The sequence below is a fragment of the Hyphomicrobium sp. genome, from assembly GCF_036262015.1.
GTDB lineage: Bacteria > Pseudomonadota > Alphaproteobacteria > Rhizobiales > Hyphomicrobiaceae > Hyphomicrobium_C.
In genome coordinates this window covers 1429085-1443741 of the sequence record NZ_DATAJR010000008.1, presented here as the reverse complement: position 1 = coordinate 1443741, position 14657 = coordinate 1429085, and the positions used below count along the sequence as shown (strand labels likewise).

The 14657-nt window shown below is 60.8% G+C and carries 15 protein-coding genes; 9 read left to right on the top strand and 6 right to left on the bottom strand.

Translation table 11 applies throughout. The annotated features are described in order from the left end of the window. Nucleotides 1-10: 10 nt before the first annotated feature. Nucleotides 11-2098 carry an elongation factor G gene (locus tag VHO05_RS15305; protein ID WP_329647444.1) on the bottom strand — a complete coding sequence of 696 codons (2088 nt, stop codon included), beginning with the start codon at nucleotides 2096-2098 and terminating at the stop codon, nucleotides 11-13. 489 nt (nucleotides 2099-2587) lie between these two features. Here VHO05_RS15305 and VHO05_RS15300 point away from each other — a divergent pair, with 489 nt between their 5' ends. The 3 genes from VHO05_RS15300 (at nucleotide 2588) to VHO05_RS15290 (ending at nucleotide 4188) form a co-directional block, all read left to right on the top strand. Then, entirely contained in the window at nucleotides 2588-2848 is a 261-nt protein-coding gene (locus VHO05_RS15300) for a hypothetical protein (RefSeq protein ID WP_329647443.1), read from the top strand. Between the two features lie 160 nt (nucleotides 2849-3008). Next, nucleotides 3009-3449: a cytochrome c gene (locus VHO05_RS15295; RefSeq protein WP_329647442.1), complete on the top strand. Its 441-nt coding sequence runs from the start codon at nucleotides 3009-3011 to the stop codon at nucleotides 3447-3449. Nucleotides 3450-3465: 16 nt separating this feature from the next. Beyond that, on the top strand, nucleotides 3466-4188 hold the full coding sequence (locus tag VHO05_RS15290; protein WP_329647441.1) for a cytochrome b/b6 domain-containing protein: 723 nt from the start codon (nucleotides 3466-3468) through the stop codon (nucleotides 4186-4188). 9 nt (nucleotides 4189-4197) lie between these two features. On the opposite strand, the gene VHO05_RS15285 is transcribed toward VHO05_RS15290, so the two are convergent. Continuing rightward, on the bottom strand, nucleotides 4198-5406 hold the full coding sequence (locus tag VHO05_RS15285) for a pyridoxal phosphate-dependent aminotransferase (protein WP_329647440.1): 1209 nt from the start codon (nucleotides 5404-5406) through the stop codon (nucleotides 4198-4200). 361 nt (nucleotides 5407-5767) lie between these two features. Here VHO05_RS15285 and VHO05_RS15280 point away from each other — a divergent pair, with 361 nt between their 5' ends. The 3 genes from VHO05_RS15280 (at nucleotide 5768) to VHO05_RS15270 (ending at nucleotide 7062) form a co-directional block, all read left to right on the top strand. After that, the gene (locus VHO05_RS15280) at nucleotides 5768-6073 is read left to right on the top strand and encodes a hypothetical protein (RefSeq protein ID WP_329647439.1); all 306 of its coding nucleotides are present in this window, start codon (nucleotides 5768-5770) and stop codon (nucleotides 6071-6073) included. A 113-nt stretch (nucleotides 6074-6186) separates the two neighbouring features. Beyond that, nucleotides 6187-6720, top strand: a complete 534-nt coding sequence (locus VHO05_RS15275; protein WP_329647438.1) for a hypothetical protein — start codon at nucleotides 6187-6189, stop codon at nucleotides 6718-6720. A 162-nt stretch (nucleotides 6721-6882) separates the two neighbouring features. Further along, complete coding sequence (locus tag VHO05_RS15270; protein WP_329647437.1) at nucleotides 6883-7062, top strand: hypothetical protein; 180 nt, start codon at nucleotides 6883-6885, stop codon at nucleotides 7060-7062. A 15-nt stretch (nucleotides 7063-7077) separates the two neighbouring features. On the opposite strand, the gene VHO05_RS15265 is transcribed toward VHO05_RS15270, so the two are convergent. Continuing rightward, on the bottom strand, nucleotides 7078-7794 hold the full coding sequence (locus VHO05_RS15265) for an SDR family oxidoreductase (protein ID WP_329647436.1): 717 nt from the start codon (nucleotides 7792-7794) through the stop codon (nucleotides 7078-7080). Between the two features lie 199 nt (nucleotides 7795-7993). Between VHO05_RS15265 and VHO05_RS15260 the strand changes: the two genes are divergently transcribed. Together VHO05_RS15260 and VHO05_RS15255 are read left to right on the top strand one after the other, a co-directional pair. Further along, entirely contained in the window at nucleotides 7994-9226 is a 1233-nt protein-coding gene (locus VHO05_RS15260) for a ParA family protein (protein ID WP_329647435.1), read from the top strand. 12 nt (nucleotides 9227-9238) lie between these two features. Beyond that, entirely contained in the window at nucleotides 9239-9901 is a 663-nt protein-coding gene (locus VHO05_RS15255) for a hypothetical protein (RefSeq protein ID WP_329647434.1), read from the top strand. Between the two features lie 71 nt (nucleotides 9902-9972). Here VHO05_RS15255 and VHO05_RS15250 read toward each other — a convergent pair whose 3' ends face one another. The 3 genes from VHO05_RS15250 to VHO05_RS15240 all read right to left on the bottom strand — a co-directional run bounded on the left by VHO05_RS15250 (nucleotide 9973) and on the right by VHO05_RS15240 (nucleotide 11519). Further along, nucleotides 9973-10266: a hypothetical protein gene (locus VHO05_RS15250; RefSeq protein WP_329647433.1), complete on the bottom strand. Its 294-nt coding sequence runs from the start codon at nucleotides 10264-10266 to the stop codon at nucleotides 9973-9975. A 151-nt stretch (nucleotides 10267-10417) separates the two neighbouring features. Then, nucleotides 10418-11098, bottom strand: coding sequence for a hypothetical protein (locus tag VHO05_RS15245; protein ID WP_329647432.1), 681 nt, complete (start codon nucleotides 11096-11098; stop codon nucleotides 10418-10420). Between the two features lie 103 nt (nucleotides 11099-11201). Next, nucleotides 11202-11519 (bottom strand): hypothetical protein, encoded by a 318-nt coding sequence (locus VHO05_RS15240; protein WP_329647431.1) that lies wholly within the window; start codon nucleotides 11517-11519, stop codon nucleotides 11202-11204. 265 nt (nucleotides 11520-11784) lie between these two features. On the opposite strand from VHO05_RS15240, the gene uvrB reads away from it, so the two are divergent. Beyond that, nucleotides 11785-14646: an excinuclease ABC subunit UvrB gene (gene uvrB / locus VHO05_RS15235; RefSeq protein WP_329647430.1), complete on the top strand. Its 2862-nt coding sequence runs from the start codon at nucleotides 11785-11787 to the stop codon at nucleotides 14644-14646. Nucleotides 14647-14657 lie beyond the last annotated feature (11 nt).

Here is a 14657-nt window from a genome sequence, read left to right as displayed (position 1 = left end):
TGCCCTCAGCTCACTCCGCAGCCTCGCCATGACTTACGAGCACCTGATCCGCCAGGCGCCCCGTCAATTCGGCGAGATGATGGAACTTCGCCGTGTAGGTTCCAACTCCCGAAGTCGCCGAGCGTAATTCGACGATCAGGTCTTCGATCTCCGCTTCCGGAATATGGGCCGAAACGACGTCCCATCCCGGCCAACCATCCCGGCTGTCGAAGCCCAGGATTTGCCCGCGCCGTTGTGGGATCAGGCCGTTGATCCGTGCCGTTGCCTCCGAGGGAACAGCGATATCGACCTCCATGACCGGCTCCAGAAGCACCGGCTGACATTTCGGCATACCTTCACTCATCGCCAGCCTGCCGGCTTGCCGGAAGGCCATGTCGGAGCTGTCGACCGTGTGGAAGGACCCGTCCGTCAAGGTCACGGCGATGTCGACCACCGGGAAGCCGAGCGGACCATGCTTCATGTAATCGGAAACGCCGATTTCGACTGACGGGATGAACTGCTTCGGCACCACGCCACCCGTGATCGTATCGTTGAACGTGAAGCCTGCGCCACGCGGCCGTGGCGCGATCGAAATCACCACATCTCCGAACTGGCCATGCCCGCCCGACTGCTTTTTGTGGCGGCCACGGATCTCCGTCGATTTGCGGATCGTCTCTTTATAGGGGATGTGCCGCTTCTGCCGCTCGACCACGACGCCGTACTTGCGCTGCAGCCGCTCAAAGGTGACCCGCAAGTGCATTTCGCCTTGGCCCTTCAGCAGGACTTGATGCGTCTCGGCGTTGTGTTCCAGAATTAGCGATGGATCTTCCTCGATCAGCTTACCGAGCGCGGAGGACAGCTTGACCTCGTCCTTGCGGTCCTTGAGGCCAATACCGGATGCCAGGACTGGTGATGGAACGGCGGGTTTTGCGATTTGCACGATACCGGCCTTCTCAGTCGTGATCGTATCGCCCGTGCGGACGTGATCGAGCCGGCCCAGCGCAACGGTATCGCCCGCCCGGGCAGCCCCGCGCTTTTGGGTTTCCTCGCCGCGAAGCGAGAACACCCCGGCCGCGCGCTCCTCGACGGCATCCCCGCCGGTCATGCTCGCTCCGTCGGCAACCTCCCCTGTCAGAATGCGAGCGATCGAGAGCTTTCCGCCATGCCCGGTGTACAGCGTCTTCAGGACATACGCCGCGCTCTTCGCATTCTCGACTTTGAGCCGCTTTGCGGTCGCGTTGACGAACGGAACCTCATGACGAAGCGCCTTGAGCAGACGCAGGATGCCGTTGCCATTCTCCGCGCTTCCAAGCAGCACGGGGCAGATGAGCCCGTCCTCGAACTCTCGCGAAAGGTCGGCGAACACCATACCCGACTCCGGCGTCGCATCGGACAAAAGCGTTTCCATCAATGCATCGTCATAGTCGGCAAGCTGCTCGAGCATATGGAAGCGCGCTTCCTTTTCCCGCTCGATATCGCTCGCCTTCAGCTCGATCATCTCCGAGGGCGCGTTCTTGCGGAACAGAAATGCCCGTTCCAAGGCGAGGTCGATGAAACCCGTCGCGACACCGTTCTCCCAGATCGGGATTTGCCGCAGCACGAGAGGCTTCGAGGACGCCGGCTGAAGAGCCGGAAGGATCTCTCGGATCGGCGTGTGACAGGTTTCGATCTTGTTCAGGAAGAGAAGGTGGGGAATTCCACGGTCCTCGAGTTGCTTGAGGATGACCTGAAGCGCGGGAACCCGTTTCGGATCTGGCTCGGAGACCACGACCGCTGCGTCGCATGCCGTCAGAGCTTGCGCCCCCTCGTACTGAAATTCGATCGAGCCGGGACAATCGATGAATGTGAACGTATCGCCGAGAAAAGTGGCATCCGCCACATTGAGCTCGACGCTCATTTCATGGGAGCGGGCTTCGGGGGAAGCGTCACCAACGGTGGATTTTTCAGCTACCGAGCCGGGCCGGACAAGGCCGCCGGTGCGGGCGAGAATGGATTCGAGAAGGGTGGTTTTGCCGGAAAGAAATGGGCCGATAAGTGCGATGCAGCGGGTGCTGCGGCCGGATGCATGCCCTGAGCCGGCACCCTGTGTGGTGCCTCTCGGGCCGTCGGATTGCCCCATGGTGTCCTCCTTCCCGCTTCCCGGATTCTGGTTCCGGGTTGAGCGCTATGAGGCGCAGAGGGATGCGCATGTCGCACACCTCCCGCGCCTCACCGAAGGAGCGCGACGAAATGATCGTCGCGCCGCTCCGAGAAAGACGCAAGAGACTTCCTACTTAATCATGCACTAATCTTTGCGCTCCAAACTCGAAGGCAGTGAGTCTTGAACCCACCCCAATGCGATCCCGAGGCAAGCTATTGCGATGCAACAAGCATTCGCAGGTGCGTTAGGCGAATCCGTGAAAAATGTTACCAAAAATTACTTGAACACAATCGCCCTTGACCGCATCATGGATCGTCAACTTGAAGGCTTACGCATCTCAAGCAGACGACCAGAAAAACAATAAACGCCCCCGGGAGAGGCAAAGGCTAGGCGAGAAAAAACACGGGCGGGTTGTCGGAACCAAATGGCCCGGAGTGACGCTTACCTTCAAAGAAGGATGTGCCTCAAATGAGTAGAGAGACGCTCAATAAGTCACTGGTGAAGGCGGCCGATGCTGCGGGTTATGCCATGGCGTCGACCGAAGAGGACTTGACCGAGTGGACATTGCTCCAGCCGGAAGTGGCTCTGCGTAATGGACATTCTTCTGCAGCCAGTGCAGCACGCAAGATGTCCCTGCCCTTCGCGCGCTTCGAGCACTGGGTCGCGCACATGCTATCTATGGCGGAGATCCGGGCGCATGCGCCGCGCGCTCTTCTGCCGAGCCGCTGAGATCCCCCTTCAAGTTTTGAATTGAGAAGGGCCGCACGTATGCGGCCCTTAGCTTTTCAGTGATACCGTCGGTTTGCGTGCTTGGTTGACACCCTCTCGCCGCGATGCAAGCCTTCGAGCCAAACAACTTGTGTCCGCTGATACGGGAGAGAAGATCGCCATGCGCCAGGTACTGATCGCCGTTGCAGCATTCGCCCTCGGCGCGACGGCCGTCGCAGCACAAAACGTGGCCGTCATCAAAGAGCGGAAGGACCACTACAAGAAGATGGGCGACGCCGCAAAGCCGGTGAGCGCCATGTACAAGGGCGAAGCCGACTTCGAACTCGAGAAGGTTCAGGCCGCCCTGAAAATCATGCAGGAGCAAGCGGTCATCCTTCCCAAGCTCTTCCCGGACGACTCGAAAACGGGCGAGAAGACCGAGGCCCTGCCCATCATTTGGGAGGAGAAGGCCGACTTCGAATCCCGTTTCAAGAAGCTCGGCGAGGCTGCGAAGGCCGCCGAGGCCAAAATCACGGACGAGGAGACGTTTCCTGACGCCTGGAAAGAGGTAATGGGAAACTGCAGCGGCTGCCACAAGAAGTTCCGCAAACCGAAATCCTGATGCCGGTATTGCCCGGATGCACGCGACCGACACGCAACGCGTACCCGTTTGGGACCTGCCCACGCGGCTGTTTCATTGGACCCTTGTGTTCCTGATCGTTTCCGCCTGGGTGAGCTATGAGTTCGCCGAGGACATTGGAGACGAGACACTGATCTGGCACCGCGCAAACGGCCTCGCCATCCTCGTTTTGATCGTCTGGCGAATACTCTGGGGCCTCTGGGGCTCTTCGACATCGCGCTTTTCTGGCTTCGTGCCGACGCCCTCGGCGATCATGCATTATGCCCAATCCCTCTGCAGCGGGCGCGCGGCTCGCTATCTCGGGCACAATCCGCTTGGCGCACTCATGGTGTTGGCGCTCATAGCCACCGTCGCTGCAATCAGCGGCTTCGGGCTGTTTGCGACTGACGACAACGATCTCGTCGGCGGCCCGCTCTATCGCCTGGTCAGCGAGCAGCAGAATGCGCGCGCGGCCCGGCTTCACGACCAGCTGTTCAACTATCTTCTGCTGCCGCTCGTGGCGCTCCACGTCACCGTCAACGCTCTCTACACGCTGGTGAAGAAGGAACCGCTCATCCAAGCAATGATCACGGGGAAGAAACCGGCGGAGCCCTATGCGGACGCACAAGAGGCGGGCATCACTGCCCGCCCCGGTCTCCGCGCGATGGTCTGCCTCGTGGCCGCCGCAGCGCTTGTGCTTGGCGGCATCGTTGCCGCCGGTGGCCGCCTCGCGCTTTACTAGCGTGAAGATCTACCTCAGCTTTCCACAGAAGCGCTGAATGCGCGTGCAGGCCTCCGTCAGCGCCGCCGTGGACGTGGCATAGGAGATGCGAAACGCGGGCGAGCCTTCGAAAGCCGCGCCGTGCACAACCGCCACCCCTTCCTCCTCAAGCAGCGCCGTTACAAAATCCTCGTCCGTCTTGATGGAAACGCCCTTGGGCGTGGTTTTGCCGATTGCGCCTGCGCAGCTCGGATAGACGTAAAACGCGCCTTCCGGCTTGGGGCACATCAAGCCCTTCGCTTGGTTGAGCATGCCGACCACGAGATCGCGCCGCTCGACGAACACCTTGTTGTTCTGAGCGATAAAGTCCTGCGGACCGTTGAGCGCCTCGACACCGGCCCACTGCGTGATGGAGGTCGGATTGGACGTCGACTGCGACTGCAGCTTCCGCATGGCGTTGATTAGAGGCTCGGGGCCCGCTGCGTAACCGAGACGCCAGCCCGTCATGCAATAGGCTTTCGAAAGCCCGTTCATCGTAAGCGTGCGGTCGTAGAGACCTGGCTCCACCTGCGCCGGCGTGAAGAACTTCAACCCGTCGTAGAGCAGGTGCTCGTACATATCGTCCGTCAAAACCCAAACGTGCTTGTTCTTGGGCTGCATCAGAATGTCGGTCAGCGCCTTCAGGTCTTCGCGCGAATAGGCGGCGCCTGTCGGATTGGACGGCGAATTGAGGATGAGCCACTTGGTTTGTGGCGTGATGGCGCGGTCGAGCGCTTCGCCCTTGAGGCGATAGCCGTCCTCGAGCTTCGTCTCGGCGAAGACCGGTTTACCGCCGCCGAGTTGAACGATGTCGGCATAGGACACCCAGCACGGAGCCGGGATGACAACCTCGTCGCCAGGATTGAGGGTCGCGAGCAGCGCGTTATAGAGCACCTGCTTACCGCCCGTTCCCACCGAAACCTGCGCCGGGGTGTAGTCCAGATTATTGTCGCGCTTGAACTTCGCAACGATGGCAGCCTTGAGCTCCGGAATACCGTCGACGTCAGTGTATTTGGTCTTGCCGTCTTTCAGCGCCTTGATCGCCGCCAGCTTGATGTTCTCAGGCGTATCGAAATCAGGTTCGCCTGCCGAAAGCGAGATGATGTCCCTGCCCTGCGCCTTCAGCTGGCGCGCCTTCATGGAGACGGCAATGGTCGCGGAGGGCTGGATACGGTTCAAGCTGTCGGCAAAAAAGCCCATATGGCTATCTTTCGTTTCTCGGTTGAACGGGCGGCCGCGGCTGCTCACGCGCCGGCTGGCCTAGCTGCAAACGGCGCGGACGCTACGCCTCGCACGTGCGAAGTGCAATATCTGCCGTACTGGCCCAAAGTCTTAGGTCATCCGCGCGTGCGACAGCCCCGTATACAGGACGATGCCTTGATCCCGACCCTGGCCATCCCAAATCCCGTGTCGGGATAAGCACAAGTTCAAAACTAAATTTCCTCTCTCATGGAATAGCTCGTCTTTGCCACATTCCGAGCAAACCCCCGCCACAGCGCGGGATTGTCATCGCACTCGGATCACGTTGGGCTCGAATCATTCGAAAGGAGGGTCGTACTGCATGAAGCGTACTAAAGGTTCTCCATACTTTCGTCGGCACTTGCCCGATCTCGTCGCCGGCCTCGCCGTTTTCAGCATTATGGTTGGGCTGATGGGCTGGCACGTCGGAATTGCATTCGCGTCCGACACGAACTCGCTCGCCTCGAGCCTCGACCGCAACGCCTCGGCCGTGCTGTTGGCGGGGGCCCTCGCTGCCATGGCTGTGTTCAATGTGGCCTTCTTCCGCCACCTCTGCCGCGCCTACGCGCCGCGGCGCAAGGACACGGTGCCGAGCCCGGGTTCTTCTAGGCAACTATCTAAAATGTAGGGATTTTTTCAACCAAGGGGCTCTTTTTCTCTCCTGGGGCTCGCCCCTGAACCGAGACCACGCTATAAGCGTTACAGGATAACCGTGAGATAGTTCGCCAAAGGGCTTTCATCATGACTCTCCGCCGCTTCGTTCTCGCCTTGACGCCAGCCACCCGTGCGAGCGCTGTTCTGGCTGTACTGGCGTTGGCTGGGATCGGGATTTCGACCGCCAATACCGAGGCTGTCGTAACCCAACGCTTTGCGGCTGCCCTTAAGGCGAATGCTGCCGGGGAAACCGCATCCCTTCGGGCCGATCAGGCTCTTGTCTCCGGAAGCGAAGCCTATTGGCTCCTGAACAAGCGGCACGAGGCCCAGGGGGCTGCCCTTGAGCCAGCCGCCTGGTCCGCCCCCGTTGCAGGTGGCCTGAGCGTTGGCGACCGCATCACGATTTCCTCCGGCAAGACCGAGCGGGTGCTCAAGGTCGTTGCAGTGACCGATGTCGAGCCCTCGAACGGCATCGTTAAAGCATCTGGCACCGGCGAAGAGCCGGTGCGTCAGATTGCTGTCACATGCCGGGACGTCAACGCGCCGGACGCACGGCCCGTAACCTTCATTGTGCCCACGAACACCGTTCAGGGTCCGGCCAAGACGGCGCGAGCCCTCTAATCCTTTTCGCGTTGTGGCCGGATGATCTCAGGCCCCATCCTCTCTTAGCCGAGCCGTTCCTTGCCCGTTGCGCAGCCGGTCGCGGCCCCTATTATGGCGCACGCGCTGGAGCCGCCGCGCCCCGCGCAAACAGGCACGCCGGCAGCCAAGGGAGTTCGCGGCATGAGGCTCAATCCCCCGACGATCGTGATCTTTCTGATCTCGTTTGTGCTGGCGACGCTGGCGCTGATCACCAAGCTCGGGTTCATCCCCGTGCCGCGCTACCTGCCGCATCAGGAGTTCTGGCTGTCGATCACCGCTTATCTGACCCTGATGATCGGCAACCTCGTCCGCGGTCTCTGATCCGGCTGGGCGCACTCACCAGGCAATTGGCTTCCTGTCCTTGAAGAAGCCGCCGGTCGGACCCTCGTCCGGCAACGTCGCCAGCCAAACCGCGGTATCCGCACCCTCTTCCGGTGTGCGCTCGGCATTGGTGCCGCCCATGTCGGTCTTCACCCAGCCCGGACACATCGAGTTGACCTTGATGTTCGCGCCATTGAGTTCTGCCGCCGCGATGCGCGTCAGTGCGTTGAGCGCCGCCTTCGACATACGGTAAGCTGGGTACCCGCTTCCCATCTCAGACAGCTGGCCCGCAGTCGACGAGATATTGACGATCCGCCCATACTCTTGCGCGCGCATGACCGGCGCCGCCGCCTGGATCAATCGAACCGGTCCGATCACATTGGTTTCGAATGTGCGCCGCATCGTATCGGCCTTGAGATCGAAAAGACTGGCTTTGAAGCCACCGGGCTCGTCGATGAGGATCGCGGCATTGTTCACTATAATGTCCAGCCGTCCATAGAGGCGCTGAACCTCGGCAACAGCCTCTGCGGCACTGCCGTCGCGATCGACATCGAGCTGCACGACCGGAACATCGAGCCCTTCTGACTGCAGCTTTTCGGCTGCAACCATCCCATCCTTGGTATCTCGCGCTCCGATGACTGCGAGCACGCCAAGCCGGGCGAGCCCCCGCACGATCTCGAAACCGATGCCCCGGTTCGCGCCGGATACGAGTGCGGTCCGTGTCACGGCCATAAGGGTCTCCCTGGCTCCAGCGCCGATATGAATCTCTTCGCCAAGCTTAACTCCTAACACCTGTCCAGACACCCAAGTATCGCTGGCAACACGGACAATTCTGCAATCAGCAGCTAACGCGTTGTCCGCATGCTGTACATCCCCCGGTTGCGAATGCATAGTTGAACAAAAACAGTTTGCGTGGGGGTGGGGGAGTGCAATGACGGCAATTGTAGATTCGCTGGCTAGCCATCTTGGGAAAGAGGCAGCAATATTTTTCGGATCGGTCTTTCTAGCAGCGCTTTACGCGGCATTCCGCGTCATATGGCGCGAGATTCGACGCTTCGGATGCTTTCTGTGGAGCCGACATCGCACACTGGTCAGTGTGGCCCGCACTCATACGCAAGACGGACCACGTGAGGGTAATGGTGTTTGGGTAACACAACCCATCGTGCCGCCAGAGGACTACAAAAATAGCTTCCACGGCGCAAAAATCCTCGCGATCTCAAATCTCAAGGGAGGCGTGGGCAAGACAACACTTGCAGCAAATATTGGAGCATTCCTCTCTCACGACGCGCGATGGAATAAGCGTGTGCTCCTCGTTGATCTAGATTTTCAAGGCTCCCTATCGTCGATGGCCCTGCCCGAAGACGAACGGTGGCTGCCACCCGCCGGCCAAGACTCCTTGGCCACGCGTGTCCTAAGCGGTGATATAGATGCAGGCATTCTCGTGAGTTGCGCAAAGGCGACGCAACATGAACCCCGGCTGAAGATCATCACTGCACACTACGATCTAGCACAGGCCGACAATCGCCTTCTAATTGAATGGCTATTGAAATGCCGGAACCAGGCAGGGCGAAGCGTACGCAAAGCGCTTGGCGATTTGCTCTACGGCAGGCTCTTCAAGAAGTACGATGTGCGGTACAATCTTGCCGCGGTCCTTCATTCCGAAGCGGTGCGGGAAGCTTTTGATCTTGTTATCATCGACTGTCCCCCTCGCCTCACAACCGGCGCGATCCAAGCTCTCTGCGCAAGCTCTCACCTCCTTATCCCGACGATCCTGGACCGTCCTTCTGCCGAGGCAGTCCTCAGGTTCTGCGAGCAGGTGGAAACCTTGAAGGCCTCAAAAATATGCCCACATATCAAGGTGCTTGGTTCAGTGGGTTCCAAGTATCGTAGCGGCCAACTAGCGGCGAGGGCTGCATCCGCTCGGATCAGCGACCGATTGAAAGAAATGAAGGTTGGCTACGGCCTCCTCCCGGAACAACTGTTCTTTCCACAGACCGTCGCGCTCGTCCGGGATGCGTCTGAAGGAATCGCCTACTTTGTCATGGACAATGACGATGCCGGAAGGAACGCCCGCGCAGCGATTGAAGGTCTTTCGACTTATCTCGCGCAACACATGGGAATACCGCCGGATCCGAACTCACCCGCCCAAACCACTTCGGCATGATAGGTGAACAAAATGAAATCAGCGGCTTTCGCAGATCGTCTGGATGAAGCTGCAGCGATGTTCGAGGCAGCGCAGGCCTCAAGTGCAGCGCACGCCCTGAGAGCTTTGGTTCCCATCTTCAAGGCGTTGCCAGCAAAAACAGTCGCAGACGTTGTCAGTAAGCTCTCAACCCAAGATTTCCCGACAGCATCGTTCATGCAGACACGGGTTGACACGATAGCGAGTACATTGCCCGCGCTTGATACGTTCGTCACATCCATAGCGTCAAAGGCGATAGCTGCGGACTTCGTTGCATTGACCGCATTGCTCCATAGGCACAAGAGCGTCAGCTTGGACCAGTTCGTTGCGAAAGCCGCCGACGTATTGGTCAGCTCAGTTGCCAGCAAGCCGAAGTCCGTAAAGGCATCCAAAGTTCTCAGAACTGACTTAATAGAAAAATACAATAAACGCCTGGAGGAAGCGCTAGGCGATGATCCAGGATTCCGTCAGCTACTCGCACAACTCCGGCAAGATGCGGAAATGACAAGCGCGGAAATGACAGCGTTGGCCAAAAGATTTGCGTTTGCAGCGGCAAAAGGCCGAGATCAAGCCCTCAAGAAGATAGTTTCCCGCCACCACGACTTGATGATTAGCAGAGCGGCATCACGCGCCACGGCCGGCCGGATTGCCGGCTAACCCAAACCGAATAACAAAAAGGCGCCCCTACGGGCGCCTTTCAATTCCACCACTTCCAGCCCAATGCCGCCCTACCGCGGCGGATAAAGCCAGCCTGGACCGACCGAGTCGTTGCGGGTCGGCGGAGAGGCGAGCCCATTGTTGAACGCACCCGGCCCGAAATCATAGGTCGTGCCAGGAACCGAAGTGCCGATCGGAGGCATCAGAGAACCAGGATCCATGTCGAGCCCAGCCTTCGGAGCGGCCTGCCCCGACGACGACTGCTGCTGGCCGCTGCCCTGCCCTTCGTACGTGAACGCGAGCGCGGCCTGCGAAGCCACGAGCGTCGACGCGCCGAGCGCAACAGCCATAAGAAGCGATCTCATTGGCAATCCATCCAGATAAGTCTGCCTTGAAGCGCAAGATGGTACATGAATCGAGGCATTCAAAGGGCAATCGCGGCGCTTTCCGCGCCTCGTGCTCGGCAAAATCCGACACTGTGACCGTTACGCCACGCACCCCCCGGATTTCAGGCAATTATCCCCGGCGGTGGCGCGGCGCTTCGGCCCGGAACACCGGCTCCCCAGCCTTGATCCGCGCCGTGACCTCCTCGCCGAAATCATCCATGGGGATGAGGCTGCCGTCGTCCTCCTCCCACAGCAACTCCGGAACCAGATATCCAGCGGGATCGTCCTCTCCGAGCACGAGTTTCACGGCCTCGACATGGCCTGCGATCTCATACAGCTGATCGTCGATGAGAATGGCCTGGGCGGTGACGCCGCCCCAGGCTCGGAAGCCCCCGTGATTGTAAGAACAGTAGATCGTGCCCAATGCCGTTACCGGGCCCACTGCGATCATCGTCGCACCACCCTTGAGGATATGGCGCACGTGGAGCGGCCCGAGCGTAACAAGGAACGGCCCGCCATCGCAGCAGAGGTTGACGATATCGCCCGTCACAGTCAGCGCACCCAGCGCGATGATCCCGCGATAGCTTCTTCCACCGGCCACAGCCTCCTCGTGATCGAGCACCAGGTCGCCATCCACCACCGCTCCCTCCGGAAGCGCCAGGACTCCGCTGCTTTCATAGTCGTCCGCAAACATCAGCTCATGGTCGAGCGCAATCTCGAGATCGGCTTTTGCCATGAAGGACGCCAGGACGGGCGCTACGAGCGCACGAGCCTCCTCGACGGTCATGATCCTGGCGTTGGCAAAACTCATTGAGCACTGTTTCTTTGCAGGGACTAGCCCGGGCTAACACAGCCCGGGCTAGCACGCAGTTCCCTGAGAAACAGGCTTGGAGCATTTCGAGGAGGCCGAAGCTTCAACGGCCGAAAAGGGGACCATCCGAATCCGGGCAGTAGTCCTGTGCGTTGGGATTCCCGCTCAGAAAGCGGCAGATTTCGTCCTTGCGGTTCGGGTTTTCCCGGATTTCCGCATCCGACACTCTCGCACCGCGGCTCCGCGCGATCTGCGCCAAGTGCGCATCATTGCAGTAAGGCGTCGAGATCCAATTGCCGCCGGAGTCCTGAAAACCATCCTTGCAGACAATCGCCGCTTGGGCAGAAGCTGGCAGGGTCGCCGCCAAAGCGAGCGTTGAGAAACCGAGGGCGGAAAGAACGTAAATGAATGAATTTGACATGGGGCGTCTCCGTGATGCGACTAACTGCATACCCCCGTTCACAACGATTGAGATGGTTCGCCGACCGCATCATCGCAAGCCCGCTCACACATCCGTAAGCCTTGACCAAACTCAGGACGCTCAGGTCAATGGATCAGCGCAATCTACGCAAGGCCCACCTTCACGGTATCATCTGAAATTTCAGTCAAATCCCTCGCCAACCTGACGCAATCGCCGGCTCGCGCCCACCCTTCCCTCCGGACGCGCGGCACGCCATATTCGGCGCATGGCTAAATCCCCCAAAATCCCCAGCGCCGCGAAGCCGATCCGTCCCTCGCGCGGCCGCTCCGGCAAGCCTTCCGCTCCCCCGGTCGAGACCTCTGCCGGAACGCCAGGCTTCGGCGAGGCCCCGCAGAATGCCTTCACGGCCTCCGGGCCGCTAGGTGATGGAACGCACAAACCCTTGCCCGCGCTCCGCCAGCAAGGTCCGCTTCCTCCGCGTGGCGCCGTCGGCGAAAGCTTGGGCGACAGCCTGAACGCCATTCTCACGCGCCCCAACGAGCGCACTGACAAGGCCAAGGAGATCCTGTCCCGCCAGCCGATGATCGCGTCTCATCCGCTGGTCTCCGGCGCGATGCCGATGTTCATGCCGCATCGCCCGGAGCGCCCCGAGAAGAGCGAAGGCGGCAAGCACTTCCAGATCGTCTCCGAGTTCGAACCGAGGGGCGACCAGCCGACCGCCATCGCCGACCTCGTCTCGGGCGTGAACGAGAGCGAGCGCACGCAGGTGCTGCTTGGTGTCACCGGCTCCGGCAAGACGTTCACCATGGCCCAGGTCATCGAGGCGACGCAGCGCCCGGCACTGATCCTCGCCCCGAACAAAACGCTCGCCGCCCAGCTCTACGGTGAGATGAAGAGCTTCTTCCCGGAGAACGCGGTCGAGTACTTCGTCTCCTACTACGACTACTACCAGCCGGAGGCCTACGTCCCGCGCACGGACACCTATATCGAGAAGGAAGCCGACATCAACGAGCAGATCGACCGCATGCGCCACGCCGCAACGCGCGCCCTGCTCGAACGCGACGATGTCATCATCGTCGCGTCGGTCTCGTGCATCTACGGTATCGGCTCGGTCGAGACCTACACCGCCATGACCTTCGCGGTGAAGCTCGGCGAGCGCTTGTCACGCGACCAGCTCCTGGCTGATCTTGTCGCGCTCCATTACCGCCGCAACGACGCGGCCTTCGTGCGCGGCAATTTCCGCGTCCGCGGCGACACGGTCGAAGTCTTTCCGGCCCACTATGAGGATCGCGCCTGGCGCATCTCGCTGTTCGGCGACGAGGTGGAGAGCATCACCGAATTCGACCCGCTCACCGGCCAGAAGAGCGACGATCTGGCACTCATCAAGATCTACGCCAATTCGCACTACGTGACACCGAAGCCGACGCTGCAGCAGGCCATCAAGAGCATCAAGAGCGAGCTCAAGCAGCGCCTGAACGAGTTGTACGACACAGGCAAGCTTCTCGAAGCCCAGCGCCTGGAGCAGCGCACCGTCTTCGACATGGAGATGATGGAAGCTACCGGAAGCTGCGCCGGCATCGAAAATTACTCGCGCTATCTTACAGGTCGCAATCCGGGCGACCCGCCGCCAACGCTGTTCGAATATTTGCCCGACAATGCGCTCGTATTCGTCGACGAAAGCCACGTCACCGTTCCGCAGATCGGCGGCATGTTCCGCGGCGACTACCGCCGGAAGGCGACGCTCGCGGAGTACGGCTTCCGCCTGCCCTCCTGCATGGACAATCGCCCGCTCCGCTTCGAGGAGTGGGATGCCATGCGCCCGCAGACCGTCGCTGTCTCCGCCACGCCCGGCGGCTGGGAGCTGAACGAAACCGGCGGCAGCTTCGCCGAGCAGGTGATCCGCCCCACCGGCCTCATTGATCCACCGGTCGAGATCCGTTCTGCCAAGACACAGGTCGACGATCTGCTCGACGAGGTGCGCCAAGTCGCCAAGCGCGGCTACCGCTCGCTCGTCACCACGCTCACCAAGCGCATGGCCGAGGACCTGACGGAGTACATGCACGAAGCGGGCATCCGCGTGCGCTACATGCACTCCGACATCGAGACCCTGGAGCGCATCGAGATCATCCGCGACTTGCGCCTCGGCGCTTTCGATGTGCTGATCGGCATTAACCTGCTGCGCGAAGGTCTCGACATTCCGGAGTGTGCGCTCGTCGCCATTCTCGACGCCGACAAGGAGGGCTTCCTGCGCTCGGAGACCTCGCTCGTGCAGACCATCGGTCGCGCCGCGCGCAACGTCGACGGCAAGGTGATCCTCTACGCCGAGCAAATGACCGGCTCCATGGAGCGCGCCATGGCGGAAACCGAGCGCCGACGCGAAAAGCAGATGGCCTACAACATCGAGCACGGCATCACGCCCGAGAGCGTGAAGAAGAACATCGCCGACGTGCTCGCGTCCGTTTACGAGCAGGACCATGTCACCGTCGACGCCGGCCTCGCCGACAGCCCGACCGTGGGCCACAACCTCGCAACCGTCATCGAGGACATGGAGCGGCGCATGAAGGAAGCCGCCGCCGATCTTGAGTTCGAGACCGCCGCGCGGTTGCGCGACGAGATCAAGCGCCTGCGCGAAACGGAGCTTGCCATCGCCGACGATCCGCTCGCGCGCCAGTCCTCGGTGGAAGATCAGGCCGGCAGCTTCAAAGGTGAGCGCAAATTCGCCGGCAACGCCAACATGCTCGCCGAGCCGAAAAAGGGCGGCAAAGGCGGCTCACGCATCGCCACAGAATACGAGCCCGTGCAGCCGAGCCACGCCCAATCCACGACGCGCATCCGGAAGCCATCACTCGACGACATGGGCCCGGGCACGGATCGCGCCATTCCGCGCCGCCCCGATGTCGATCCGCGCACGAAAGCCGGTGCGTTCGGCGAAGGCGTGCGCGGCCCACACAAGCCAACGCTCGACGAGATGGGGCCGCACGCCTCGCTGGCCGTGAAGAAAGCCTCGGGCCCACTCCCGCAGAAGCCCGACCTCACGAAACCGGCGCGCACCGTCGAGATCGAAACCGACGCCGAGAAAAAAGCCCGCCGCGGCCGCCCGAAAAAGACGGGACGGCCGGGGCACTAAGCCGGAACGCG

What these genes read in the sequence shown, in the direction of transcription:
- uvrB (WP_329647430.1), top strand. Translation starts at nt 11,785, where the DNA reads ATGGCTAAATCCCCCAAAATCCCCAGCGCCGCGAAGCCGATCCGTCCC.
- VHO05_RS15260 (WP_329647435.1), top strand. Translation starts at nt 7,994, where the DNA reads ATGACGGCAATTGTAGATTCGCTGGCTAGCCATCTTGGGAAAGAGGCA.
- VHO05_RS15295 (WP_329647442.1), top strand. Translation starts at nt 3,009, where the DNA reads ATGCGCCAGGTACTGATCGCCGTTGCAGCATTCGCCCTCGGCGCGACG.
- VHO05_RS15255 (WP_329647434.1), top strand. Translation starts at nt 9,239, where the DNA reads ATGAAATCAGCGGCTTTCGCAGATCGTCTGGATGAAGCTGCAGCGATG.
- VHO05_RS15265 (WP_329647436.1), bottom strand. Translation starts at nt 7,794, where the DNA reads ATGGCCGTGACACGGACCGCACTCGTATCCGGCGCGAACCGGGGCATC.
- VHO05_RS15305 (WP_329647444.1), bottom strand. Translation starts at nt 2,098, where the DNA reads ATGGGGCAATCCGACGGCCCGAGAGGCACCACACAGGGTGCCGGCTCA.
- VHO05_RS15250 (WP_329647433.1), bottom strand. Translation starts at nt 10,266, where the DNA reads ATGAGATCGCTTCTTATGGCTGTTGCGCTCGGCGCGTCGACGCTCGTG.
- VHO05_RS15280 (WP_329647439.1), top strand. Translation starts at nt 5,768, where the DNA reads ATGAAGCGTACTAAAGGTTCTCCATACTTTCGTCGGCACTTGCCCGAT.
- VHO05_RS15285 (WP_329647440.1), bottom strand. Translation starts at nt 5,406, where the DNA reads ATGGGCTTTTTTGCCGACAGCTTGAACCGTATCCAGCCCTCCGCGACC.
- VHO05_RS15300 (WP_329647443.1), top strand. Translation starts at nt 2,588, where the DNA reads ATGAGTAGAGAGACGCTCAATAAGTCACTGGTGAAGGCGGCCGATGCT.
- VHO05_RS15245 (WP_329647432.1), bottom strand. Translation starts at nt 11,098, where the DNA reads ATGAGTTTTGCCAACGCCAGGATCATGACCGTCGAGGAGGCTCGTGCG.
- VHO05_RS15290 (WP_329647441.1), top strand. Translation starts at nt 3,466, where the DNA reads ATGCACGCGACCGACACGCAACGCGTACCCGTTTGGGACCTGCCCACG.
- VHO05_RS15240 (WP_329647431.1), bottom strand. Translation starts at nt 11,519, where the DNA reads ATGTCAAATTCATTCATTTACGTTCTTTCCGCCCTCGGTTTCTCAACG.
- VHO05_RS15270 (WP_329647437.1), top strand. Translation starts at nt 6,883, where the DNA reads ATGAGGCTCAATCCCCCGACGATCGTGATCTTTCTGATCTCGTTTGTG.
- VHO05_RS15275 (WP_329647438.1), top strand. Translation starts at nt 6,187, where the DNA reads ATGACTCTCCGCCGCTTCGTTCTCGCCTTGACGCCAGCCACCCGTGCG.